Below are 23,814 nucleotides of genomic sequence, written 5' to 3' on the forward strand. Positions count from 1 at the left end.
TTAAGTGTTTATTTTTTTCTTTCAAACAGTTATTTACTGATTTTTAGCCTTATCGTTTTTATAATTGCAATATTTAGGTTTAAACTGATTATTTTGGCTGCATTTTTGGTGATTCTGGTTTTTGCTTTTAAAAAAAACGAATCTCCCCCACAAAACTTTGAACAAGATAGTGAATTCAAAGCTAAAATAATAGCAGTTAAAGAACAAAGTAGATTTTTGAGCGTTATTGCTAAAAGCGAAAGTTCTAAAAACGTTTTTTTGTATGTACCAAAAAAATATACAATAAATGATAGCGGTAAATATCTATTTTATGCTAAAATTAAAAGCATTGATGCGCTAAAAGATGATGATTTTAGAGATTTCTTAAAAAGCAAAGGTATTTATTATTACGGATTTGCTTATTATGCAAAATGTTTGTCAACTGGCAATATGCTAGATAATTTTAGACGGAAAATCATAACTGAAAACTATTATTTTTTAAAAGATCCGCATGATAGATTGATAGAAGCCGCAGTTTTTGGTGATACAAAACGTATGACTCCTATTATAGATTATTTTAAAAATACTCAAACTATTCATATTTTAAGCGTTTCTGGTGTTCATATGAGTTTTGCTTTTGCTATATTTTATTTTTTATTTTTCAAGATTGTTTCAAATATAAAATTCATATATCAAAGATATAATTTAAAAATTATTTCATCTATTTTTGGCATTGTATCTACATTGGTATATTTTAGTATAAGCGGTGGACAGATTCCTGCTGTGCGTTCATTTATTATGATTATGCTTTTTGTTTTATCTATGATATTTGGTTGGCAGAAAAATGCTTATAATATATTATTTTTTGTTGCAACTTTATTTTTTATTTTTTATGGTTTTGAAATTTTTAGTGATATTTCTTTTGTTTTATCTTTTGTAATGACATTTTTTGCTATTTACTTCGCAAATGTGGTTCAAAGGTTAAAACTAAAAAAATTGTACGCATTTTTTATTTTTAGTTTTTGCATGAGTGTATTTTCAATACCACTGACAGTTTATTATTTTAGATATATATCTACTACAAGTTTTGTTTCAAACCTAATGCTTGATCCTTATTTTGGGTTTTTAATAATGCCTATGTCGTTTTTGGGTATTGTATTTACTTTTTTACCATATTATTTTAAGTTGCCATTTTTTATTCTTTTTGATTTTATAATCAAAATTTATTTTCAAATATTGATCTTTCTAAGCAATCTTACAAAAATAATCCATATAAACCCTATTAATAATGTAGTGGTGGTGCTTTTATACATTGTTTTAATTGCTTTAGTTGAATTGATAGTAAATAAAATTAGCGTTGCATCTTTTTCAAAAGCAAATCTTTCTCAATAGTAAAGTAATTGTCTTGATTGTTTATTTTAGATAGAGAATCTTTTGCTTGACTAAATAAACCTAAATGATAATAGCACAAAGCTTTTGTGTAGTGAATGTAATCAGATGGGCCTAAATGGCTTTCCATATTTTGAGTTGCTATAAGAGCTTTTTGGTAATCTTTTTCGTAAAAATATACTTCAATCAGCTTTTGCCAGTATAGAGGATTTTTGTAATCTGAATACATTATGGCGCTTTCTAAGTCATTTATTGCTTTATCATTTTCTTTTAGTGTTAAATACAAAATAGCTCGGTTATAATATGCCACATCGATATTTGGATAAGTAAGTGTATCAATGAGTTTATCAAACAACTCTTTTGCTTTTGAATAATTGCCTTCATCAAAATAAATTACACCTAATTCATTATATGCATCATAGTAATTTTTATCCAAACTAATAGTTTTCTCTAAATATTGCTTTGCTGTATTGTCATCTTTTTTTAGTCTATAGGCAAGAGCATACACAAAATAAATGTTTGGATTTGTAGCATCTATGTTCTTTGCTTTGTCAAGGTATGTAAAAGCTTCAGAGAGCTTTGAGTAATCTTTATTTACAATAATATTTTTTGCCATTTCATAGTATATTTGAGCCATCCTCTCAGACGGTTTTTGTGGCGTTTCTGATTGTAGTGTGCTGCAAGAAACTATAGTAAAACTAACAAATAAAATAAATGCAAATAAAAATTTTTTCATACTTCAATTGCAAATTATAATGAAATTATGTATAATTAGCAAGCATAAAACTACTAATTTTGGAGTTAATTTAGTGAATTTAGGGCAAGAAAAAAAGTTTTTTATACAAGGGATGATAGAGGAAGTTCAATTGGAAGCTTTTCCTCAAGCCGCAAATCAAATACTAAATCTTTTAAATGATGAAAACGTTAGTATTTATAACTTAGCAAGAGTAGCCTCTCATGATGCATATATTGCTGCAACTATTATTAGGTTAGCTAATTCTCCTTTTTATGGTGTAAAAAATAAAGTTACAGATCTTATGCATGCTATATCAATTATTGGATTAGATAGTGTTAAAAGATTAATTTTAACCATCAGTGCAAGATCAATATTCAAAGACTATGATGAGTTTGATAAGTTTTTATGGGAACATATGGTTGCTGTTGCAACTGTCTCTCAAATGATAAGCTTTAAATTTAATTTATTTAATGAAAATATCAGTTATGTGGCTGGCTTATTGCACGATATTGGAAAAACAGTTATGCACAAAAGTAAACAAATAAATTACGAAACCATAATAGAAAAAGTAAATGCAAGCGAAAATTTATTAAGCCTGGAGCCAGAATTAGATGTATATGGATTTAGTCATTGTGATGTCGCAAAAGTCATGTTGAATTTATGGAATTTTGATAATTTGATTGTAGAAGCAGTATATTTGCATCATAGTAAAACATTTTCTGAAGATAATGTTGGCAAACTTTCTGCGATTGTAAATTTCTCTGATTACTTAGTTAATTGGCTTTCAATTGGACGCGTAAAATCTTATCGTAAAGTTTCTTTGCAAAATACAGAATCAATTATCTTTTTAAAAATTCATATTGATGATATGGATAGTTTTTTACAAGAAATTTTAAAAAGAATAAATTTTTCAAAAGAAATTTTTTAAATGGAGGTTTTTATGAAAACAAACCTTTATGCGCAAAGGAACGAGAGGCTTTATCTTAAAAACAAGAAATATAAAGAACCAACAGTTTGCAGAGTTTGCGGACTTGTTTTTATTGATGGTATCTGGAAGAAAATCGAAAAACCAAAAGGAGAGTATTTTGAAGATATATGTCCTGCATGCAAAAGAATTAGGGATAATTATTATGGTGGAATCCTAAATTTAAAAAGTGATATTATCAAAACAAAAAAAGACGAAATTGTTAATCTAATGAAGAATAAAGAAAATGAAAGCGAAAATATAAATCCATTGAGAAAAATTGGCAAAATTGAAGAGATAAGTGAAAGTGAACTGAATATATATACTACTTTTGAACATTTGGCTGTGTCTATTGGGAAAGCTATTCAGAGGGCATTTAAGGGTGATTTAGAGATTAAATATAAAGAAAATGATAAGGTAGCAAAGGTTTATTGGACTAAATGAAAATATTAGTTACTGGCGCAAGCGGTTTTGTAGGAAAAAATTTAATAAATCAACTTTCTACCAGGCACCATATTTTTGGGTTTTCTCGAAGAAAGGTTAGCAATATAGACTATTTTGAAGGTGATATTACAAATATCGATCAATTAAAAAATGCTGTTTCCAGCGTAGAGGCTGTAGTACATTTAGCTGGTGTAATTAGAGGCTCTAAGAAAGCCTTTTACACAACAAATGTTATAGGGGCAAGAAATTTAAGTCATTTGGCTGCAAAATATAAAATAAAAAAAATTGTATATGTTAGCTCACTTGCAGCAAAAGGCCCATTGGAAAAAAATGAACCTGTTTCTTATTATGGATATTCCAAAAGACTAGCAGAGTTAGAGTTGTTAAAAAACTCTGATAAATATAATTTAATAATTTTGAGACCGCCCGTTATTTATGGACCATATGAGCAAGAGTTGTATAAATTGATTAAGCTTGCCAACGTTATTGGTGTTTTTTTTGCTATAAAAGATATGCGACTAAGTTTGATTTATGTAGAAGATTTAGTAAAAGCAATTAGTTTAACTTTAGATGAAAACAATGTTTTATCAAGAATATACACATTATGCGAAAACACTCCTTATGATATTTTTAATATTGCAAATACAATTGCTTACCATTTGGGAAAACAAATTAAAATTGTAAAAGTTTCTAAAGTGGTTTTAAATTCAATATTTTTTAGTTTAAAATACAGTGGTATTTTTCTTGATAAAATAAATGAAATTAATGCACGTTTATGGGTATGTAATAATAGTGAATTTCGCCGTGATTTTGGATTTGAAATAAAAAATGATTTGTTTAATGGTATTTATAAAACCATAAGGTGGTATAGAGAAAATGGATGGTTATAGTCCTTTTGTATTTAGTGATAATGATGAATTTATTGTAATAGACCAGAGGTTTTTGCCACAGATAAGAAAAGTTAAATTAGAAAACTTAAATGATACTTGTATAGCTATAAAAGATATGATTGTAAGAGGTGCACCACTTATTGGTATTGTAGCTGCATTTGGTTATTATCTTGCAATCAAAAGTTCAAGCAATTTTGATGAACTAGAACAGTTATCAAATCTTGCTTATGAAAATTTACTAACAACAAGACCAACTGCCATAAATTTAAGGTGGGCTATTGAAAGTCAAAGAAGCCTTATTAAAGATAACGCTATTTTACCTGTTGAGAAAATTATTAAAAAGGTAAGGGCAAATGCTTTTGGTATTTTTGAAGACCAAAAAAAGGCTGATTATAAGATGGCGCAAAATGGCATTTTGTTGTTTGATAAGCAAATGCGCATTTTAACGCATTGTAATACTGGAAGCTTCGCTACAGGTGGTATAGGTACAGCTCTTGGAATAATAAAATACGCAGCACAACAGAATTTAGTAAAAGAAATTTATGTTGATGAAACAAGGCCATATTTTCAAGGGAGTAGAATCACTGCTTTTGAACTATCAAAAGAAAATATTAATTATAAAATTGTAAATGATAGTGCATGCGGCATTTTAATGCAAAAAAAGTTAATTGATTGTATAATTGTTGGTGCTGATAGAATTGCAAAAAATGGTGATGTAGCAAATAAAGTAGGTACCTATTGCTTAGCGCAACTGGCAAAATTGCATAATGTAAAATTTTTTGTCGCTGCGCCGGAGTCTACAATAGATAGAAGTCTCAATAATCTAAGCGAGTTTGATATTGAAATTAGAGATTCAAATGAAATATTGAATGTTAATGGTGTTCATTTAGCACCAGATGGAGCAAAAGCGCTTTATTTTGCCTTCGACGTTACACCGAGTTATTTAATAGATGCTATAATTACCGAAAAATTTATATATAGGCCTGATTTTGAGCTATGAGTTACACCATATTTGAAAATATTGACAGCATAGGTATTTTGACATTAAATCGCTATCAAAAAAGAAATGCTATCAATTTAGAATTTATGAACGAATTAAGCCAAATTATTTTAGACATTAAAAAAACCTACATTAAAGCATTAGTTGTTAAATCTAGTGGTAGTGTCTTTTGCTCAGGAGGCGACATTGATTACTTTGCCACACTAGATTCTAAGGAAAAGGCGCAGGATATGTCTTATACAATGCATTCATTATTAAACGAAATAGAAAATTTACAAATACCAACAATTGCTTGTGTAAATGGAAATGCGGTAGGTGGTGGTGCTGAGTTTATTTTGAGTTTTGATATAAGATTTTTATCGAGCGATAGCTATATACAATTTAAAGAATTGCAAATGGGTGTAACTACAGGTTGGGGAGGGACTTACAGGTTAGTAAACCTTGTTGGCAAATCCAAAGCTCTGGAGCTTTTGCTTAGCGCAAAGCCTATATATGCCCAAGAAGCTCTAAATATTGGTTTAATTAACAATTATTTTGATAAAGAAATAATATTTCAAGAAGTACTAAAATTTTGCAAAAATTTTACTTTGGAAGATTTAGAGCTTATAAAATCTATTAAAAAGCTTGTTAAACAATCTATTGGTAAAAACAATATCGACGCAATGGTTTTAGAACGGAATATTTTTTCAAATACGTGGATGTTTGGTAAAAGACAAAATATAATGGAAAAGTTTGTAAAGAGGAAAAAATGAGTATTTTTGATATTTTTAAAAAAATAAAATCTGGATTTAGCGATGAAAAAGTAATGCCAGCAGATAAGCCAGTAACGCAAAACTATCTAGATCAACTTGAAGAATTGCTTATTGCATCAGATTTTGGTGTAAGTGTATCTCAAAGAATCATTGAAGAATTAAACAAAAATTTAGGTGGATCTGTAAGAACAATTAGGGATGCTGAATTTATCATAAGAAACATACTTCTAGGAGTGCTTGAGGTAGTAGAAAAACCACTTTATGTAAAGTTTAAGCCGTTTGTTATTTTAGTTGTTGGTATAAATGGATCTGGAAAAACTACAACAATTGGAAAACTTGCAAGTCTTTATACAGAAAGAGCTAAAAGTGTATTGCTTGTAGCAGCAGATACGTTTAGAGCAGCAGCAATAGAACAGTTAGAAGAATGGGCACTTAATAGTTCTGCGGATATTATAAAACCCACGCCTAAAACTGATCCAGCTGCTGTAGCCTACGATGGAGTTCATAAGGCCATTGCCAAGGAGTATGATTTAGTTTTAATTGATACAGCGGGAAGATTGCACACGCAAAAACATTTAATGGAAGAAGTAAAAAAGATTAAACGATCAATCTCAAAATTGGGCAATTATCCAAATGAAGTGTTGCTTATATTAGATTCTACAATTGGCCAAAACGCCCTTATTCAGGCTCGTGAATTTAACAATGCTGTTAATGTAAGTGGTATTGTTTTAACTAAACTTGACAGCACATCAAAAGGTGGAATAATTTTTGCAATTAGTGAAGAATTGAAAATTCCTATAAGATATATTGGAATGGGTGAAAAAATTGACGATCTGAGAGCTTTTACAGCAAGAGACTTTATAGAGTCACTTCTTAATCCTGTAGTCTAAGAGTTCTTTTTTGATTATATATAGACCAAACGGTGCATATATTACAGTTGATAATAGTAACCTAAATAGTGCATCAATAACATAGATTTTGCTAAATTCTATGTTTTTTAAAATTAAAGAGGCAACTAGCAAAACAAAAAAAATAATCACGCTTTCTTTGGTTGCTTTAAAGTCTATATTACCTATTTTCCTTTTAAAATAGTAATTAAGTATTAATAAATTTACGAGACCCACAAAGCTCAATGCCAAAGCTAAACCCCAAAAACCGAATAAATAGGCACATGCTGGCGAAATGATTAGTTTTGCCAAAACTGCTATCATAGCTGCTTTTAGAGGTGTTTTAACATCTTTAATTGCATAAAAAGCATTATTGATTATTCTTAATTGAGAAAAAAATAAAAAACCTAGCATAAACATAGTTAGAGCAATATCTGTGTTAGCACTGTCTTGCGGCGTGAATTTTCCATGTTGGAAAATTATGGTTATTAAATCTTTTCCAAAAAAAATAAAGTATAACATTATAGGTATTGATAAATTTAGGATAATTTTTAAAAGATTGTTTGTATTTTCTATCAATTTCGGTTTTTCTAACTTGCTTAATTGAGGTAGCGTGGCTTGCGAAATTGCAAGCACAACAATAGCAAATGGAAGCTGAAACAAAATATTGGCATAATAGAGGTAAGAAATGCTACCTACTTTTAAAAAACTTGCTATGAATGTATCTATCATGTCGCCAATCTGCAATACAGACCCGCTGATTGCTGTAACTGACATGAGTTTTAAAATTTGCTTTGTGGAGTCTTCAATTTTAAAGGTATATTTTAATGGAATTTTACCCCATTTGATTCCAAAGTAAGAAAAAACCATTTGCAATAAACCGCCAAACACCACACCAAAGCACAATGTGTAAATGTGAGGATGTATAAATTTATATAAAATCAGCATTGATACAATCATGCTTATATTTAGTAAAGATGGTGAAAATGCGCCAATACCAAATTGGTCATAGCTGTTCATAATACCCATAAAGCATATTGCCATGCCAATAAAAAAAATGTAGCTAAAATTTATCTTTACAAGCAAATCAAGCACTTTAATGTGAGGACTTGCAAGCAAGCCTGGAGCAGATATAAGAATTAAAACTTTTGAAAAAATAATACCAAATATAGTAAAAATCAACAGTATGGTACCAAAAACAAAGATTAAATTACCAATAGCCATTTTTGATTTTTCTGGGTTGTTTTGATCTATTTTGGATAAAATAGGCACAACTGAAGAGTTTACAGCACCTTCACCAAATATTCTTCTAAAATGATTTGGTATTTTAAAAGCCACAAAAAACATATCCGTATAGATATCAGCGCCAAAGTAACGTGTAATTAAAAAATCTCTAATAAAACCTAAAACTCTTGATAGTATAGTAAAGAACGCTATTGTTTTGATATTTTTAAACATTCTTTTCGATTAAAACTACAAACTCTCCTATTATTTTTTTTTCTTCTATGATTTTTATTACATCCTCTATGTATCCACGAATAAATTCTTCATATACTTTTGTTAATTCGCGTGCTATTACTACATACCTGTTGCCTAATGTCTGTTGTATATTTTTAAGCGTTTCTTTTAGTCTATTTGGTGATTCGTATATAATTATTGTAGCATCACGATCGTATTTTAAAAGTAATTTTGATTGCTTTGATCCGGATTTTGGTAAAAAGCCTAAAAATATAAATTTATCTGTAGATATACCACTTGCTTGTAATGCACAAATAATCGCGCTTGGTCCTGGTATAGGTTCTACTTTAAAACCACTTTCTATAAAGGTCTTCACGATTCTATAACCCGGATCTTGTATGGTTGGTGTGCCAGCATCTGTGATAAGTGCAATTTTTTTACCTTTTTTTGCTAAATCAAGTGCAAGAGGTATTTTTCTTTGATAATTATAGTCATTATAAGCAATAAGTTCTTTTTTTATATTATATGCAGAAAGTAATATGTTTGAATGTCTTGGATTTTCTGCAAAAATAATATCTACATTGTTTAGAATTTCGACAGCTCTATATGTTATATCTTTTAGGTTACCAATTGGTGTAGAGACAACGTAAAGACTTGTATTCATAATTCGGCAAAAAAATGCCTTATCTGATTAATGTCTTCGCAAGGCTTTCTTTCATAGCATCTACCGCGTGTGCAGGGTGGCCCTGCATTCTTAAAAATTATCGGAGCTTCTTTTTTGCAGATCTTTAGCATTTCAATAGCTATGTCTTGAATTTCTTTTTGTGCTTTTTGGCAGGTTCTTAATGTGAAAAAATGTAATAATTCTCGTGCATTCATGGTCACTATTATATCAGACACAATGGAACATGGCAAAATATAGCGCGCATCTTCTTTTGGTAAGCCTAAATTTAGTAGTTCTTCGTATACTGACAGTGCTTTTTTTGTAAGTTCATTAAAAATTTCTTTAGCTTGAGCATCTTGTTGTATTTTTTCTGGTGTGAAAAAACCTGTTGCTTTTGTGTATCTGTGTGATTGTTGTGTAAAACTTGCGATTCTATGCCTTACCAGTTGATGCGAAGCAACGCGACTTATATCCTTTATTAAAAAAGTAAAACTCGCGTGTTCTAAAATGGATAAATGACCTGCTTTAATTATTTTATTCAGCAAGCCTTCTTTGTCATTTGATTTTGACTGGTAGCATATTTTTGCTGTTTGGAAACAAATACCATCAGGGTCTTTTGTATAATTCAGAAGTTTTATTTCCATAAATCACTTCTTAAATATGATGACAGTTTCATTATCTTTTTGCATGTAATATTGACCTCTAGTTTTTTTCTCAATAGTAGAATTTGTAACATTTGCGCTTTCCTTTAAATGATTTATTTCTTTTTTTTCCTTATCAATTTTCTCATGCAGTTTTCCTTTAAATTGGTTTAGATTGGATAAACTGGAATAATTATCATAGAAGCTTTTTATCAAAACTCCTATGATAATAATAAAAATTACTATTAATACATTTTCTAAAATTTTACCAAGTCGGGTAAATCGCATTAGATTTTAACTCTTGTTCAATCTCAAGTAATCTATTGTATTTTGCGATACGTTCTCCTCTATTAATGGATCCAGTTTTTATAAATCCAGAATTTGTAGCAACAGCTAAATCAGCTATAAAAGTATCTTTAGTTTCGCCGGATCTGTGAGAAATTACATAATTATACCCATTTTCTTGAGCCAAATTTATTACATTAAGTGTTTCAGTCAACGTTCCAATTTGATTTAGTTTGATCAAAATAGCATTAGCAATACCTTTTTCTATACCTTCTGAAAAGATTTTTTCATTTGTAACAAACACATCATCTCCGACAAGCATTATATGTTCGCCAAGTTCTTGTGTAATTTTTGACCAACCCTCCAAATCGTCTTCAGCCATTGGGTCTTCAATTGAAAAAATTGGATAATTTTCTATAAAATTTCCGAGCAAATCTATAAGTTCATCACTTGATGTTTTTTTGTTTGATACATAATAAAAGCCATCTTTGTAAAATTCACTTGCTGCTAAATCGAGTGCAATGTCGATGTCTTCACCTGGAACATACCCGGCTTTTTCAATTGCTGTTACTAAATATTGCAATGGTTCTTCATTTGACTTGAGATTTGGTGCAAAACCACCTTCGTCGCCAACACCTGTTGAATGGCCATCAGCTTTTAATAGTTTTTTAAGCATTTGAAAGGTTTCAGATGCCATTTGCATCGCGCTTGCAAAGTTTTGTGCACCAACAGGTACAATCATGTATTCTTGAAAATCAATATTATTGTCTGCATGAACACCACCGTTTATTATATTTAGCATCGGAATAGGTAATGTTTTTGCGCCAAGACCACCAATGTATCTATAAAGGGGTATATTTAACTCTCTACTTGCTGCTTTTGCACAAGCAAGCGATACAGATAAAATTGCATTTGCCCCTAAATTTGATTTGTTTTCAGTTCCGTCAAGTTCTATTAATAAATTATCGATTTCTGATTGTTCTAAAACTTCCATCCCAATTATTTCATCAGCTATTCTGTCATTTACATTGGATACAGCTTGAAGTACACCCTTGCCATTATACCTTTGTGGATCGTTGTCCCTTAATTCTAAAGCTTCTTTTGAGCCAGTTGATGCTCCAGATGGGATTTCAGCTTTCCCAATAGCACCATCTTCTGTTTTAATGATAGTTTTAATGGTAGGATTTCCCCTTGAATCTAAAATTTCAATTGCGTTAACTTCAATTATTGCGCTCATGTTTCCTCCTAAATTAAATATATTTTTTTACCATTTCTTTGTAAGTGTCAATAAGATTTTCCAAATCTTTTTGAGTTTTTGCATTTGCTTCTATGGCAAAATAAGACTTATCTTCTTCTGGATAAAGCAAAACCCAACCTTCAATATCTTTATGGTATATTTTAATACCAAAGGTAGTTAGTCTATCTGTATTTTGTGTATCTTCAAACAACTTTCTCATTACGCTACCTTTTTTGTCAAAAGGGCACGGAATTAAAACCTTGCTTTTTGGTGTTGATTCGTACATGTTTGCAAGTTGAGAGATATTTTTGTCTTGTAAACTTAGAAGCTCAAGAATCTTTAGTGTTGAGTATATGCCATCAAAGAAATATTGATAATCACTAAACAAAAAACCGCCATTAGCATCTGCACTAAAATAAGCTTTTAAATTATAAGCATTATACATAAGCTCTTTCATTGTAAATGGAGACTCGTAAAAATCTATGTTTAAATCATTACAAAGTTTTTCACACATAAAAGATGCATTTACTGGTAAAATAATTTTTTTATTTTTTAGCCGTTGAGATTGAAGCAAGATCAGAGCTCTTACAGCTTTCTCATTGTCTATTATTTCGCCATGATTGTCAACCAAAAAAACTTTTTCACATCCAGAATCAAGCATAATACCTAATTGTGAATTAGTGCTTTTTGTAATAATAGATAGTGTGTTTTGAGCTTGTTCAAATTCTTCTTTAGTTCTGGTTGTCTTGTTTGGTTCTATAAAAGCGTTTAGACTGATTACTTCAATGCCAATTTTGCCAAGTATATTTGGTAAAATTTTGGACGCACTACCAAAAGAATAATCTATAACAACCCTTAGATTTTGTTCTTTTATCCTTTCAATGTTTAATTTGTTTAATATAGAATTGTTGTAACTTTCTATTGTATGATATGGAAAATTTAAATTGCCAACTTTATTAATAGAAGATTTTCTAAAATCTTCTCTGAAAAACAATCTTTCAATTGTTTTTTCCTTTGAGCTTACAATATCCATCCCATTGTTATCAAAGAATTTTATATCTACAAATTCTGTATCAAATGGTGAGCGTCTTAGATAGAAACCGCCAGATTTACCTGTTGTTTTTATAATATACCTTATAATGGGTATCGGTGTATCACTTAAGTCTTCTACATTGACGCCGCAAGATAAAACGCCAGACATTAAAGCTCTATTAAGCAGTCTTGATACGGGATGCGTATCTCTACCGCATACCACTGTGGATTTTTCTTTCAAACTTGTTGCATATGCTGAACCTAATTTTGTGCAAAATTCTGGTGTGATCTCCAAATTAGCTAAACCCGTCACGCCATATTTTGCAAATAGCATGTAAGACCATTTTTCTGCCCATATAAGTGACGATGACAAAATAGCCCCAGATTCAATTTCTTTATTTGGCCAAATTTTAATATTAGGTTTAATTATTACATTGTCTCCAATCTTAACATTGCTTGAAACTACGCAATTATCATCTATGAAGGTTTGAATTCCTATAGAAACATTGTCCAATATAATAGAATTTCTAACTTCGCTATCTTGAGCAATTTGAGTGTTATCCCAAATAATAGAATTTTCTATATTGCAGTTTTTACCAATTCGGACATTTTTGCCTATTATAGAATTTTTTATTTTTGATTTGGGTTCAACAATAGAATTTTCTCCTATAATGAGATGTCCTTCTAAGTTAGATGTAAAATTTATATTAGTGTTTTTTCCTACAAAAAAATTTGTGTTTTCAATGTTTTCTTCTTCCACGTCTATTTGTATTTTGGATTCCAGGCAGTCCATGTTTGCACTAAAGTATTCTGAGATATTTCCAATATCTTTCCAATATCCATTATCTATGTATGCATTTATTTTAATACCTTTTTCTAATAAAAGTGGAAATAAATCTTTGCTAAAATCAAATTCAACATTTTCAGGTATGAAATCATACGCTTCTTTTTCTAATATGTAAATGCCGGTATTTATCAAATCAGAAAAAACTTCGCCCCATGATGGTTTTTCTAAGAATTTTTCTATATTCGATTTGTCATCTGTAATAACTATACCATACGATGTGGGATCTTTTGTATGAGTTAAAATAATAGTAGCTTTTGCATTTTTTGTTTTGTGAGACTCAAGTGCTTTTGTAAGGTCAAAATCACACAATATATCTGAACTTATAACCAAAATTGGTTCATTTATGTTTTCTTTTATTATAGAATATTTTACTGCACCCGCTGTTCCGTAATCTTCGTCTGGTAGTACATAACTTAAGTTTACACCAAACTCCTGACCGTTTTGGAAATAGTTTCTTATAACATCGTGTTGGAAAAATAACAATGCACTAATATTTATAAATTTATGACGTTTTAACAGATTTATTACATGAAACATTATAGGTTTATTTGCAATGGGTACCATAGGTTTTGGTATTTTAATTGTAAGCGGCCTTAACCTTGTTCCGAAACCGCCCGCCATTAATATGGTTCTCATTTTTCACCCCATTTAGGCTGAGTTATTTATATTATACTTAAGTCTTTTAAGTTTGCAAATAAAAAACATGGGTATTAAAGAATTTTATTATTGTAATATAAAAGACTTTATGATAAGATACGCTTTCGAAAAAAACGCACGCTTGCCGATTTATGTGCGCACTGGGAGTCTTTTTAGATTGGTGTGCATTAGTAAGTGGTGGAAAATCCAATTTTAAGGAGTTTGTATGTCACACATTACGATGAAGGAACTTTTAGAAGCAGGTGTTCACTTTGGTCATCAAACCAAGCGTTGGAACCCTAAAATGAAACCCTATATTTTTGCTGCTAGAAAAGGTATTCATATTATCGATTTACAGCAGACATTGTATTACTTTGAAAAAGCATACGATTTTGTAGAAGATCAAGCAGCTGCAAACAAAACAATACTTTTTGTTTGCACAAAAAAACAAGGTCAAGATGAAATTAGAGAAGCTGCGATAGCGTGTGGTATGCCTTATGTTACTTATAAGTGGCTTGGTGGTTTATTAACTAATTTTTCAACAGTTAAGAAAGGTGTTGAGAACCTAAAAAAATTGGCGGATCTTGAAGAAAGCGGAGATATCAATAAATATACGAAGAAAGAAGCTAAAATTCTAATGAAAAAGAAGGAAAAATTAGAAAAATTCCTTTCAGGTATAAAAAATTTAACAAGGTTACCCGATGTAATTATTGCTGTTGACACAAAAAGAGAAGAACTTGCTATAAAAGAAGCAAATAAATTAAAAATACCAGTTGTTGCGCTTGTGGATACAAATTGTGATCCAGATGCTATTGATTATATTATTCCTGGTAATGATGATGCAATAAGATCCATAAATTTGCTTGCTCAAAAAATGCAAGATGCTGTGCTTCGTGGAAGAGAACGATTAAATAAAGAAGAAGCAGACAAGCTTGCAACAGAAAAATTTGAAGAAGCTGTTGCCGAAAAAATAGAAAGCGAAGAAGAGTTTAGTGGAGAGGAGGATATATAGAATATGGAAATAAATGCACAATTGGTTAAAGAGCTAAGGGAAAGAACCGGTGCTGGAATGATGGACTGCAAGAAGGCTCTTGAACAAACAAATGGCAATATGGATAAAGCTATAGAAAAACTAAGAGAGATGGGCCTTGCAAGTGCTAGAAAAAAATCCATTAGAATTGCAAATGAAGGCAAAATCGTGAGTTATATTCATGCTGGTGGCAAAATAGGCGTAATGGTTGAGCTGAATTGTGAGACAGATTTTGTTGCCAATACAGATGAATTTTCACAGCTTGCAAAAGATATAGCTATGCATATCGCGGCTACCAACCCACTTTATGTTGACAAAGAAAGTGTACCGCAGGATGTAATTGAAAAAGAAAAGGCTTTTCAAAAAGAGCAATTACTAAAAAGCGGTAAACCAGAAAATGTATTGGATAAAATACTAGAAGGTAAAATTAATAAATATCTAGAAGACATATGCGTTTTAGATCAACCATTTGTAAAAAACGAAATGGTAAAAGTAAAAGAATTAATTAATAATGCTATTGCGAAGTTTGGTGAAAATATTATGTTGAGAAGGTTTGCAAGATTTAAATTAGGAGAAGAATAAATAGTGGATAAGATAGTTTTTAACAATGTTCTGTTAAAACTTAGCGGGGAAGCTTTGCTTGGCGAGCTTCCCTTTGGTATAGACGACAAAATGATTAAAAAGATTTCGATCGAAATAAAACAAATATGGGAATTGGGTGTTAGCGTTTCGATTGTTATCGGTGGTGGTAATATTTTTAGAGGCATTAAAGGAGCTTCGCTTGGAATGGATAGAGCAAGTGCTGACTATATGGGTATGCTTGCTACCGTTATTAATGGCTTGGCTTTGCAAGATAGTTTAGAAAAGCTTGATGTACCAACGCGTGTTATAAGTGCAATAGAAATGAGACAAATATCTGAGCCATATATTAGAAGAAGGGCTTTGAGGCACTTAGAAAAGGGCAGGGTAGTAATATTTGTTGCAGGTACCGGAAACCCCTATTTTACTACAGATACAGCAGCGGCACTCAGGGCGATGGAAATGGGGGCTCAGGTATTACTTAAAGCTACAAAAGTTGATGGTATTTATGATAAAGATCCAATGGTTTATGAAAATGCAAAATTAATCGAAAAGATTACATATATTCAAGTGCTTGATCAGAACCTAAAGGTTATGGACTCAACTGCAATATCTATGTGTATGGAGTATAAATTGCCAATTATTGTTTTGAATATAAATAAAGATGGCATATTAAGAAGTATAATAGAAGGCAAACAGGTAGGCACTTTAGTTAGCTAAGGAGGAAGTTATGATTGATGAGGTTAAACCCATTGTATTAGAAATGGAAAAAGCTATATTAGCTTATAAGCATTATGTAACTTCATTAAAAACTGGTAAAGCTCATAATTTACTCGTAGAAAATATTATCGTTGAAAGTTATGATAAAAAAATGTCATTAAAGCAAATTGCTTCTATATCAGTCCCTGATGCAACATCGATTATTATTAAACCATGGGATATGAGTTTATTGAAAGCAATAGAAAAAGCAATATTAAAATCAAATATTGGTTTAACGCCAAACAATGATGGTAAGGTTATAAAAATCAATATGCCGCCAATGACAGAAGAGGATCGAAAAAATATCGTAAAACAGCTTAAGCAAGAAAGTGAAAAATACAAAGTGAATATTAGAAATATGAGAAAGAAAGCTAATACAGTTATAAAAGATTTAGAAAAAGATAAAAATATATCTAAAGATGATCAAAAAAAAGAAGAAGATGAGATGCAAAAATTAACTGATAAGTACATAAAAGAAATAGACGAACTTTTAAGTGTAAAACAAAAAGAGATTTTATCTGTTTGACAAAATGAATATTCCGCTACATGTAGCTATTATAATGGATGGCAATGGAAGGTGGGCTAGCATACAAGAAAAAAAAAGGATCTATGGCCATTATATTGGCTCATTGGTTATTGACAAGATAGCCTCTAAGGCCAAAAAGCTTGGTGTTAAGTATTTAACTTTGTATGCATTTTCTACAGAAAATTGGAAAAGACCAAAATCGGAAGTTAATTTTTTGATGAGTTTGCTGGCTATACAAATAAGAAAAAAAATAAATTTCATGATGAGGGAAAATATAAAATTTAACTATTTAGGCGATATTGCTAAATTGCCCCAAAAACAGCAAGAGGCTATACTTGAATCAAAAGAAAAAACAAAAAATAATCATGAGCTAACGTTAAATTTAGCGATAAATTACGGTTCTTATATGGAAATATTGCAGGCTTGCAAAAAAATGTGCGCAGAATATTATTCTACGAAAAGCATCGTTAACGAGCCTAATGAACAACTTTTTGAGCATTATCTATACACTAAAGGAATGCCAAATGTTGATTTATTAATAAGGACTGGCGGAGAAAAAAGGATAAGCAATTTCTTACTCTGGCAGATAGCATATGCAGAAATTATTTTTTTAGATAAGTATTGGCCTGAGTTTAATGAAGATGATTTTGAAGATTGCACCAAAGAATTTGGCGAAAGGAAAAGGCGTTTTGGCGGAATCGATGATTAAAAGGGTAATTAGCGCTGCAATATTAATCCCTTTTGCACTTTTCGGCATATTTTATGCTCAAATTTGGTTTTTAAAAATTATAATATTAGCGGTAAGTCTGTTATCGTATTTTGAGTGGTCAAGCTTTAATCCTTTAAAAGAAAGGCATTTTTACTATATTTTGGCTGCATTGTTTGTTTCAAATATATTATTTAACTTTGAGCATATTTTAATTATATTAATGGTAGTTTTCCTAATCCACATGCTTATAGGTTTTAAGAAAATTGAAAAAGATCAGATTTTAGCCCAATACTATTTGCTTGGTGGCATATTTTATATATCTCTTTACACTTTTTTTATAAATATTATTCAATTACAAAATGGTAGATGGTTATTTTTGTTATTGTGCGTCAGTATTTGGGTTGGAGATTCTTTTGCCTATTTTTGTGGTAAGTCTTTTGGAAAAATTAAGCTAGCCCCTACAATCAGTCCAAAAAAAACTTACGAAGGTGCAGCTTGTGGTGTACTTTTGGGTACCATTGCTGCCTTAGTTTTGGGTTACACTGCAAGCATAGATTTAAAGGTGGCTTTTGGCATGGGCTTTGTGGCTAATATAGCAGGTATATTTGGAGATTTATCAGAATCTATTATAAAACGTATTTATAATAAGAAAGATTCATCAAATATTATACCAGGCCACGGTGGTGTACTTGATAGGCTAGATAGCCTTGCATTTTCATCATTTTTTGTATATTTAATGTTTTTATGGAAAATATTTTAATTTTAGGCTCAACGGGCTCCATTGGACAAAATGCAATTGAAGTTATAAAGAAAAATTCAAAATATAACGTAATAGGAATTGCATTTAATCAAAACATAAATAGAGCAATTGAACAAATAAAACAAATAAAACCTAAATATGTTTATGTTGGCAAAAGGGAATTTATTGGGCAATTAAAAAGTCTATTTCCTAAAATTGAGTATTTTACGCAAGATACATTGGCTGATTTAATGTCTAAAAATGATATTAATTTTGTATTAAATGCATTTGTTGGGAGTGCCGGAATTTTGCCTTCATATTATGCCATTTACAACAATAAAAAATTTGCCCTAGCTAACAAGGAAAGCCTGGTTGTGGCAGGGAAAATACTTACAGATTTAGCATTAAAAAATAATGTAGAGATTATACCAATAGATAGTGAACACTCTGCAATATACCAATGTTTAGGTGGTAAAAGACAATATTTGAATAAAATTATATTGACAGCCTCCGGTGGACCTTTTAGGCGTTTTGATAAAAGCCAATTTGCCAATATTACAAAAGAAATGGCTTTGCATCATCCAAAATGGAACATGGGTGAAAAAATCACAATTGATTCTGCAACTATGATGAATAAAGGTTTTGAGGTAATAGAGGCGGGCTGGCTTTTTGATTTAATTCCAGACCAAATTGATGTGGTTGTACACAAAGAATCCATAGTGCACTCGGCTGTGGAATTTATTGATGGTACCATTATCGCTCAATTAGCAGTACCTGACATGAAACTGCCAATTGCTTATGCATTGTATAAGCCAGAAAGGATTGAGTTTGAAAATAAAATTTCTTTAGTTGAGATTGGGAATCTTAGTTTTGAAAAACCTGATTTAGACAAATTTGAGCTTTTAGCTTTAGCTCAAGAGGCATTTAGGAAAAAGGATAGAAACTGGGGGCTTTTGCTTAATGCGGCAGATGAGGTGTGTATTGAATATTTTTTAAATAATAAAATTAAGTTTTGCGATATACCAAAGATTATTAAAAAAATCGTTTTAGAATTTGATGACAGAATCTCAAGCAATATTTTTGAGTTACAAAAACAAACACAGATAATTAAAAAAGAAACCACTAAATTAATTGAAAGTTTAAGGAGGTCTTAATGTATATATTATATGGCATTTTAGCTTTGATAATAATGATAATAATACACGAATTTGGACATTTTATTGTTGCTGTTTTAAGTGGAGTAAAAGTTGAAAGGTTTTCTATAGGTTTTGGTCCTGTTTTATTTAAAAAGCAAACGAAAATAACGGAATTTGCATTCTCGGCTATTCCTCTTGGTGGATATGTCAAGATGAAAGGCGAAGAGCCTAACAGTGTAGACGAAAATGATAAGGAAGGCGCATTTTACGCTCAAAATGTATACAAAAGAATGCTTATAGTTTTTGCCGGACCTTTTTTTAATATTTTGTCAGCAGTGTTTTTTTTTGCTGTTGCTTATTATATTGGCATACAAGCGCTTGCACCACAAGTCGGTAAAGTTATAAAAGATTCACCTGCGTATTATGCTCATCTGCAACCAAAGGATAAAATTATAAAAATAAACAATATAAGTGTAGGAACCTGGGAAGATATGTCTAAAATAATCAAAACTAACGATAACTTAAATTTGGTTATTAAAAGAGATGGAAAGTTAATGAACTTACATATTAAACCCAAATCCGAAATTGTTAAAAATTTACTTGGATATAAAGAAAAGATAAATGTAATTGGTATTTTGCCGTCTGGTGAAACTACAATAGTTAAATACCCTTTATTTAAATCTTTGTATGCAGGCGTTGAAAAAACAGTCTACATTATTAAAGTTACACTTGAAGGTATTGTAAGTTTGATCGCAGGTCTAATACCATCCTCAGAGGTAGGAGGACCAATAATGATTGTTGATATTGCAAGTAAAGCAGCTCAAGCAGGCTTAGGTTCATTTTTAATATTTGCGAGTATAATTAGTATAAATTTAGGCCTTTTGAATTTATTCCCAATACCTGTTTTAGATGGTGGACACTTAATGTTTTTTACAATCGAAGCAATAAGAAAAAAACCTGTAAGTGAGAAATTTCAGATTGCAGCTCAAAAAATAGGTATTGGGCTTTTGATAGCACTAATGATTTTTGCCTTTTATAATGACATAAAACGCTTTTTTATACCAAAAACAACATCAACAACGCAAAGTGTAATAAAAAAATGAATTTTATTGATAGAAAAAAAACAAAAAAGATATATGTTGGAAATGTGCCTATAGGCGATTTTGAACCAATTAGCATTCAATCAATGACTAATACCGATACAAGAGATGTAGATTCTACGGTTGCTCAAATAAATTCTTTATATGCAAAGGGGTGCGAAATTGTAAGATGCGCTATAGTAGACAAAGAAGCTTGTAAGGCATTGTCTGTATTAAAGCAAAAAAGCCCAATACCAATTATTGCTGATGTGCATTTTGACTATAAGCTTGCCATTTGTTCAATTGAAAATAATGCCGATTGTGTTCGAATTAACCCTGGCAACATTGGGAGCTTTTATAAAGTAAAATCAATTGTTGAAGCTGCAAAAAACCACAATATACCATTGCGCATAGGTGTTAACAGCGGGTCTCTGGAAAAGAATTTGCTAACAAAATATAATCATGTGTGTGCAGATGCTTTAGTTGAAAGTGCTTACAATTGGGTTGTAAGGCTTGAGGATATGGAATTTACTAACTTTAAAATATCAATAAAATCTTCAAACGTGGAAGATACTATTTTAGCTTACGAAAAAATATCTTCTATGGTCGATTATCCCTTGCACATAGGCCTTACAGAAGCAGGGGGTGATTTTGAAGGTATAATAAAATCAACTTGTGCCGTTAGCGTTTTATTAAGAGAAGGTATTGGTGATACAATAAGAATATCTTTAACGGATAGTCCAGAAAAAGAAATTGATGTTGCTTTTGAGATTTTAAATGCTTTGGGTTTAAGAAAAAAACAATCAATAGAGTTTATTTCTTGTCCAACTTGTGGTAGAATAGAAATAGATTTAATTGAATTAACAAAACAGGTGAAAGAAAGATTAGCACATATAAAAAAACCAATAAAGGTGGCAATTATGGGTTGTGTTGTAAATGCACTGGGCGAAGCTAAAGAAGCAGATTTAGCAATAGCTGGCGGTAGGCATTTTGGTTTAATTATACAAAACGGTAAAATTGTTAAAAAAGTTAGAGAAAGCGAATTGCTTGACAGTTTTACTGAACAGGTTGAAGCTTATGTTAAAAAACAATTTTAAAGTTTTTTGTTGTTCTTCTATAGTTATTTTAATGCTATCGTCCTGTATACGTCCTCCAAGTACAACTGAATCTTACAATGTAAAAGAAGTTAATTTAAAGCAATTTTCAGACAATAACTATCATTATTTAATGGCTTTTAGTTATTTTTACAATAATAATATTAAAGATGGAATAAAAGAATATGAAATATTTTTGAAGAATAACCCACAAAAACAATTTTATATAGAATTTGTGAATTTACTTATAAGATTTCGAGATTTTGATAAAGCTCAAGAAGTTTTACAATCGGCTATATTAAAATACCCAAAAGATAAGCAGCTTTATTTGTTACTTTCTGATATTTATGTTATTCAAAATGAGTATAAAAAAGCTATTGATATTTTAGTACAATCAAATATAAAAACTTTTGACGTTTACAAAAATATTTCTTTGTTATATGCTCAAATAGGTGATGTTAATAATGCAATTAACTATTTAATGCAAGCAAGACAGTTTAGTGAATTAGGAGAGGTGTATTTTTATATATCTCAAGTTTATTTTAAATTTAATTTAACGGACAATGCTTTGCAATACCTTCAAATGTCAGTAAATTATAAATATCCAAAAGCATATATCGCACTTGCAGACATGTATGTTAAACAAAACAATTATACAAAAGCTATTAAATCATACGAAGAGTTTCTTAAACTGCCAGATAAAAACAAAGAAGAAGAGGTTTATGTTTACACAACGATGGCTAGTATATATTACTCTATTGATAAGGATTTAAAAAAAGCAATAGAATATTACAAAAAAGCTTATAGTTTAGATAAATCACAGCTAAACCTTGAAAGGTTATCATACCTCCTTTTACAAAATCACAATTATAAGGAAGTAGTTAATTTATTAAGCTTAAGTCAAGATACAGAACATTCATCTACATTAAGGTACTTTTTAGGGTTAGCTTATTTTAGTTTAAAAAATTATAAACAGTCGATAGTAGAGTTATCAAATGTGGATTTTGCTAGCGACCTATATGTTGATGCTCAAGCTAAAAAGGCAATTTGTTATTTAGAAATGAAAGAGCCAAAAGAAGCTTTGAATACAATACAAAAAATTATCAAAGTAAGCCCAAATGAGGAACTTTATAAAACATACTTCTATATATTGAATCAGGAAAAAGATTGGAGTGGCTTAATTAATGCATTAAAACAGTCATTAAAAGTAACAAAAGACAAAGAAAAAATATACTTTTATTTAGCTGATGTTTATTATGGAAAAATGCATGATAAGCAAGCAGCTATACATTTTTTAGATGAAGCTCTAAGGATTAAGCCAAATGATCCAGAAGTGCTTAATTATCTTGGTTATTTATATATAGATGAAAATATTGATGTTAAAGCTGGGATAGAAATGGTTAAAAAAGCTTTAAAACTACAGCCAAATAATCCATATTATTTGGATAGTTTGGGTTGGGGATATTTCAAGGAAAAAAGATTTAAACTGGCACAGTATTATCTAGAAAGAGCAAATAGATTACTTAAAAAACCAGAAAGCACAATTGCTTTGCATCTTGCAAAAGTTTATGAAGCCCTGGGTTATAAATCCAAAGCAAAAAAAATTGCAATTGAAGTTTTAAAAAACGAACCTAACAATGAAACAGCAAAGAAAATAATAAAAGCATTAAAATGAAGTATGCAGTTTTTTTATGCATTATTTTATTATATAAAGTATCTTTTGCATCAAATATTTATGCTACAATAGAAGATGGTCAAGTTGTATATAAAAACAGGCCTCTTTTCTTTAAGAATGTTATTAACAATTCAAAGTATAGCAGGTCTTATATAAAAGAGCTTTTAGAAAAGGCTGCTAATAAGTACAATGTAAACGAGAGATTTGTTTTAGCTATTGCGACGGCAGAATCTGGTTTAAATCACAATGCGATCTCCAATAAAGGTGCAATTGGTGTTATGCAAATTATACCTTCTACGGCAACATTATTAAATATAAATCCAAATAATTTGGAACAGAATATTGATGGTGGCGTGAAATACTTGAAATTTTTACTCAACAGATACTCAGATAATTATGCACTAGCAGCTGCAGCGTATAATTGTGGTCCAAATAATGTTGATAAATACAATGGAATACCACCCTTTGAAGAAACAATCAACTATGTTAAAACAGTAATGGCTTATTTTGATCAATCAAATTCAGCTTTAGCGGTAAATTACACAAAAAAGATTAAAAGTGCTAAAAAACCAATGAGAATAGTAGAAGAAAATGGGGTTTATACTAACATACCGAATGTTTCATGGTAGTAAAAAATACGTTTTAAT

General features: G+C 30.4%; 25 protein-coding genes. 18 read left to right on the forward strand and 7 right to left on the reverse strand.

What is annotated here, in order from left to right:
* Nucleotides 1-1,371, forward strand: a 1,371-nt coding sequence (locus ACP5FO_RS01540) for a ComEC/Rec2 family competence protein (RefSeq protein WP_428156918.1), incomplete at its 5' end; no start/stop codon positions are given.
* Here the strand turns inward: ACP5FO_RS01540 and ACP5FO_RS01545 are convergent.
* Nucleotides 1,331-2,104 (reverse strand): tetratricopeptide repeat protein, encoded by a 774-nt coding sequence (locus ACP5FO_RS01545; protein ID WP_428107353.1) that lies wholly within the window; start codon nt 2,102-2,104, stop codon nt 1,331-1,333. The genes ACP5FO_RS01540 and ACP5FO_RS01545 overlap by 41 nt on opposite strands.
* 73 nt (nt 2,105-2,177) lie before the next feature.
* Here ACP5FO_RS01545 and ACP5FO_RS01550 point away from each other — a divergent pair, with 73 nt between their 5' ends.
* The 6 genes from ACP5FO_RS01550 to ftsY are packed head-to-tail and all read left to right on the forward strand — an operon-like array spanning nt 2,178 to nt 7,044.
* Entirely contained in the window at nt 2,178-3,032 is an 855-nt protein-coding gene (locus tag ACP5FO_RS01550; RefSeq protein WP_428156919.1) for an HDOD domain-containing protein, read from the forward strand.
* A gap of 12 nt (nt 3,033-3,044) precedes the next feature.
* Nucleotides 3,045-3,512 carry a BCAM0308 family protein gene (locus ACP5FO_RS01555; protein ID WP_428107361.1) on the forward strand — a complete coding sequence of 156 codons (468 nt, stop codon included), beginning with the start codon at nt 3,045-3,047 and terminating at the stop codon, nt 3,510-3,512.
* Nucleotides 3,509-4,402: an NAD-dependent epimerase/dehydratase family protein gene (locus tag ACP5FO_RS01560; RefSeq protein WP_428107365.1), complete on the forward strand. Its 894-nt coding sequence runs from the start codon at nt 3,509-3,511 to the stop codon at nt 4,400-4,402. The genes ACP5FO_RS01555 and ACP5FO_RS01560 overlap by 4 nt, the downstream gene beginning before the upstream one ends.
* Entirely contained in the window at nt 4,389-5,402 is a 1,014-nt protein-coding gene (gene mtnA / locus ACP5FO_RS01565) for an S-methyl-5-thioribose-1-phosphate isomerase (RefSeq protein ID WP_428107369.1), read from the forward strand. Before ACP5FO_RS01560 ends, mtnA begins: the two co-directional genes overlap by 14 nt.
* The gene (locus ACP5FO_RS01570; RefSeq protein ID WP_428107370.1) at nt 5,399-6,154 is read left to right on the forward strand and encodes an enoyl-CoA hydratase/isomerase family protein; all 756 of its coding nucleotides are present in this window, start codon (nt 5,399-5,401) and stop codon (nt 6,152-6,154) included. Before mtnA ends, ACP5FO_RS01570 begins: the two co-directional genes overlap by 4 nt.
* Nucleotides 6,151-7,044: a signal recognition particle-docking protein FtsY gene (ftsY, locus tag ACP5FO_RS01575; RefSeq protein ID WP_428107372.1), complete on the forward strand. Its 894-nt coding sequence runs from the start codon at nt 6,151-6,153 to the stop codon at nt 7,042-7,044. Before ACP5FO_RS01570 ends, ftsY begins: the two co-directional genes overlap by 4 nt.
* On the opposite strand, the gene murJ is transcribed toward ftsY, so the two are convergent.
* From murJ to ACP5FO_RS01605, 6 genes are read right to left on the reverse strand one after another with little or no spacing between them, the layout of a single operon-like run.
* Entirely contained in the window at nt 7,021-8,499 is a 1,479-nt protein-coding gene (gene murJ, locus ACP5FO_RS01580) for a murein biosynthesis integral membrane protein MurJ (RefSeq protein ID WP_428107375.1), read from the reverse strand. The two genes, ftsY and murJ, sit on opposite strands and share 24 nt — an antisense overlap.
* Nucleotides 8,492-9,163, reverse strand: a complete 672-nt coding sequence (gene rsmI, locus ACP5FO_RS01585; RefSeq protein WP_428107378.1) for a 16S rRNA (cytidine(1402)-2'-O)-methyltransferase — start codon at nt 9,161-9,163, stop codon at nt 8,492-8,494. Before rsmI ends, murJ begins: the two co-directional genes overlap by 8 nt.
* The gene (thyX, locus tag ACP5FO_RS01590) at nt 9,160-9,807 is read right to left on the reverse strand and encodes an FAD-dependent thymidylate synthase (RefSeq protein ID WP_428107380.1); all 648 of its coding nucleotides are present in this window, start codon (nt 9,805-9,807) and stop codon (nt 9,160-9,162) included. Before thyX ends, rsmI begins: the two co-directional genes overlap by 4 nt.
* A gap of 3 nt (nt 9,808-9,810) precedes the next feature.
* The gene (locus tag ACP5FO_RS01595; RefSeq protein WP_428107382.1) at nt 9,811-10,092 is read right to left on the reverse strand and encodes a septum formation initiator family protein; all 282 of its coding nucleotides are present in this window, start codon (nt 10,090-10,092) and stop codon (nt 9,811-9,813) included.
* On the reverse strand, nt 10,070-11,326 hold the full coding sequence (gene eno / locus ACP5FO_RS01600) for a phosphopyruvate hydratase (RefSeq protein ID WP_428107386.1): 1,257 nt from the start codon (nt 11,324-11,326) through the stop codon (nt 10,070-10,072). The genes ACP5FO_RS01595 and eno overlap by 23 nt, the downstream gene beginning before the upstream one ends.
* A gap of 13 nt (nt 11,327-11,339) precedes the next feature.
* The gene (locus ACP5FO_RS01605) at nt 11,340-13,841 is read right to left on the reverse strand and encodes a sugar phosphate nucleotidyltransferase (protein ID WP_428107389.1); all 2,502 of its coding nucleotides are present in this window, start codon (nt 13,839-13,841) and stop codon (nt 11,340-11,342) included.
* A gap of 226 nt (nt 13,842-14,067) precedes the next feature.
* On the opposite strand from ACP5FO_RS01605, the gene rpsB reads away from it, so the two are divergent.
* From rpsB to ACP5FO_RS01660, 11 genes are read left to right on the forward strand one after another with little or no spacing between them, the layout of a single operon-like run.
* Entirely contained in the window at nt 14,068-14,853 is a 786-nt protein-coding gene (gene rpsB, locus ACP5FO_RS01610; RefSeq protein WP_428107392.1) for a 30S ribosomal protein S2, read from the forward strand.
* A gap of 3 nt (nt 14,854-14,856) precedes the next feature.
* Nucleotides 14,857-15,453: a translation elongation factor Ts gene (gene tsf / locus ACP5FO_RS01615; protein WP_428107394.1), complete on the forward strand. Its 597-nt coding sequence runs from the start codon at nt 14,857-14,859 to the stop codon at nt 15,451-15,453.
* A 3-nt stretch (nt 15,454-15,456) separates the two neighbouring features.
* On the forward strand, nt 15,457-16,170 hold the full coding sequence (gene pyrH, locus ACP5FO_RS01620) for a UMP kinase (RefSeq protein WP_428107396.1): 714 nt from the start codon (nt 15,457-15,459) through the stop codon (nt 16,168-16,170).
* Between the two features lie 10 nt (nt 16,171-16,180).
* On the forward strand, nt 16,181-16,735 hold the full coding sequence (frr, locus tag ACP5FO_RS01625) for a ribosome recycling factor (RefSeq protein ID WP_428107398.1): 555 nt from the start codon (nt 16,181-16,183) through the stop codon (nt 16,733-16,735).
* Nucleotides 16,736-16,739: 4 nt separating this feature from the next.
* Nucleotides 16,740-17,444: a polyprenyl diphosphate synthase gene (uppS, locus tag ACP5FO_RS01630; protein ID WP_428107401.1), complete on the forward strand. Its 705-nt coding sequence runs from the start codon at nt 16,740-16,742 to the stop codon at nt 17,442-17,444.
* Nucleotides 17,437-18,204: a phosphatidate cytidylyltransferase gene (locus ACP5FO_RS01635; protein WP_428107404.1), complete on the forward strand. Its 768-nt coding sequence runs from the start codon at nt 17,437-17,439 to the stop codon at nt 18,202-18,204. Before uppS ends, ACP5FO_RS01635 begins: the two co-directional genes overlap by 8 nt.
* Entirely contained in the window at nt 18,189-19,337 is a 1,149-nt protein-coding gene (dxr, locus tag ACP5FO_RS01640) for a 1-deoxy-D-xylulose-5-phosphate reductoisomerase (protein WP_428107408.1), read from the forward strand. Before ACP5FO_RS01635 ends, dxr begins: the two co-directional genes overlap by 16 nt.
* Nucleotides 19,337-20,422 carry an RIP metalloprotease RseP gene (gene rseP / locus ACP5FO_RS01645; RefSeq protein ID WP_428156920.1) on the forward strand — a complete coding sequence of 362 codons (1,086 nt, stop codon included), beginning with the start codon at nt 19,337-19,339 and terminating at the stop codon, nt 20,420-20,422. The genes dxr and rseP overlap by 1 nt, the downstream gene beginning before the upstream one ends.
* On the forward strand, nt 20,419-21,495 hold the full coding sequence (gene ispG / locus ACP5FO_RS01650) for a flavodoxin-dependent (E)-4-hydroxy-3-methylbut-2-enyl-diphosphate synthase (protein ID WP_428107415.1): 1,077 nt from the start codon (nt 20,419-20,421) through the stop codon (nt 21,493-21,495). Before rseP ends, ispG begins: the two co-directional genes overlap by 4 nt.
* Nucleotides 21,476-23,167 carry a tetratricopeptide repeat protein gene (locus tag ACP5FO_RS01655; RefSeq protein WP_428156921.1) on the forward strand — a complete coding sequence of 564 codons (1,692 nt, stop codon included), beginning with the start codon at nt 21,476-21,478 and terminating at the stop codon, nt 23,165-23,167. The genes ispG and ACP5FO_RS01655 overlap by 20 nt, the downstream gene beginning before the upstream one ends.
* Nucleotides 23,164-23,796 (forward strand): lytic transglycosylase domain-containing protein, encoded by a 633-nt coding sequence (locus tag ACP5FO_RS01660; RefSeq protein ID WP_428107421.1) that lies wholly within the window; start codon nt 23,164-23,166, stop codon nt 23,794-23,796. The genes ACP5FO_RS01655 and ACP5FO_RS01660 overlap by 4 nt, the downstream gene beginning before the upstream one ends.
* The last annotated feature ends 18 nt before the right edge of the window (nt 23,797-23,814 follow it).

Origin of the sequence: Desulfurella sp., assembly GCF_049977265.1 — a bacterium.
GTDB lineage: Bacteria > Campylobacterota_A > Desulfurellia > Desulfurellales > Desulfurellaceae > Desulfurella.

Excerpts from the sequence above, each read along its gene's own strand:
- ACP5FO_RS01545 (WP_428107353.1), bottom strand. The coding sequence starts at position 2,104 with ATGAAAAAATTTTTATTTGCATTTATTTTATTTGTTAGTTTTACTATA.
- ACP5FO_RS01555 (WP_428107361.1), top strand. The coding sequence starts at position 3,045 with ATGAAAACAAACCTTTATGCGCAAAGGAACGAGAGGCTTTATCTTAAA.
- ACP5FO_RS01560 (WP_428107365.1), top strand. The coding sequence starts at position 3,509 with ATGAAAATATTAGTTACTGGCGCAAGCGGTTTTGTAGGAAAAAATTTA.
- mtnA (WP_428107369.1), top strand. The coding sequence starts at position 4,389 with ATGGATGGTTATAGTCCTTTTGTATTTAGTGATAATGATGAATTTATT.
- ACP5FO_RS01570 (WP_428107370.1), top strand. The coding sequence starts at position 5,399 with ATGAGTTACACCATATTTGAAAATATTGACAGCATAGGTATTTTGACA.
- ftsY (WP_428107372.1), top strand. The coding sequence starts at position 6,151 with ATGAGTATTTTTGATATTTTTAAAAAAATAAAATCTGGATTTAGCGAT.
- murJ (WP_428107375.1), bottom strand. The coding sequence starts at position 8,499 with ATGTTTAAAAATATCAAAACAATAGCGTTCTTTACTATACTATCAAGA.
- rsmI (WP_428107378.1), bottom strand. The coding sequence starts at position 9,163 with ATGAATACAAGTCTTTACGTTGTCTCTACACCAATTGGTAACCTAAAA.
- thyX (WP_428107380.1), bottom strand. The coding sequence starts at position 9,807 with ATGGAAATAAAACTTCTGAATTATACAAAAGACCCTGATGGTATTTGT.
- ACP5FO_RS01595 (WP_428107382.1), bottom strand. The coding sequence starts at position 10,092 with ATGCGATTTACCCGACTTGGTAAAATTTTAGAAAATGTATTAATAGTA.
- eno (WP_428107386.1), bottom strand. The coding sequence starts at position 11,326 with ATGAGCGCAATAATTGAAGTTAACGCAATTGAAATTTTAGATTCAAGG.
- ACP5FO_RS01605 (WP_428107389.1), bottom strand. The coding sequence starts at position 13,841 with ATGAGAACCATATTAATGGCGGGCGGTTTCGGAACAAGGTTAAGGCCG.
- rpsB (WP_428107392.1), top strand. The coding sequence starts at position 14,068 with ATGTCACACATTACGATGAAGGAACTTTTAGAAGCAGGTGTTCACTTT.
- tsf (WP_428107394.1), top strand. The coding sequence starts at position 14,857 with ATGGAAATAAATGCACAATTGGTTAAAGAGCTAAGGGAAAGAACCGGT.
- frr (WP_428107398.1), top strand. The coding sequence starts at position 16,181 with ATGATTGATGAGGTTAAACCCATTGTATTAGAAATGGAAAAAGCTATA.
- uppS (WP_428107401.1), top strand. The coding sequence starts at position 16,740 with ATGAATATTCCGCTACATGTAGCTATTATAATGGATGGCAATGGAAGG.
- ACP5FO_RS01635 (WP_428107404.1), top strand. The coding sequence starts at position 17,437 with ATGATTAAAAGGGTAATTAGCGCTGCAATATTAATCCCTTTTGCACTT.
- dxr (WP_428107408.1), top strand. The coding sequence starts at position 18,189 with ATGGAAAATATTTTAATTTTAGGCTCAACGGGCTCCATTGGACAAAAT.
- rseP (WP_428156920.1), top strand. The coding sequence starts at position 19,337 with ATGTATATATTATATGGCATTTTAGCTTTGATAATAATGATAATAATA.
- ispG (WP_428107415.1), top strand. The coding sequence starts at position 20,419 with ATGAATTTTATTGATAGAAAAAAAACAAAAAAGATATATGTTGGAAAT.
- ACP5FO_RS01655 (WP_428156921.1), top strand. The coding sequence starts at position 21,476 with ATGTTAAAAAACAATTTTAAAGTTTTTTGTTGTTCTTCTATAGTTATT.
- ACP5FO_RS01660 (WP_428107421.1), top strand. The coding sequence starts at position 23,164 with ATGAAGTATGCAGTTTTTTTATGCATTATTTTATTATATAAAGTATCT.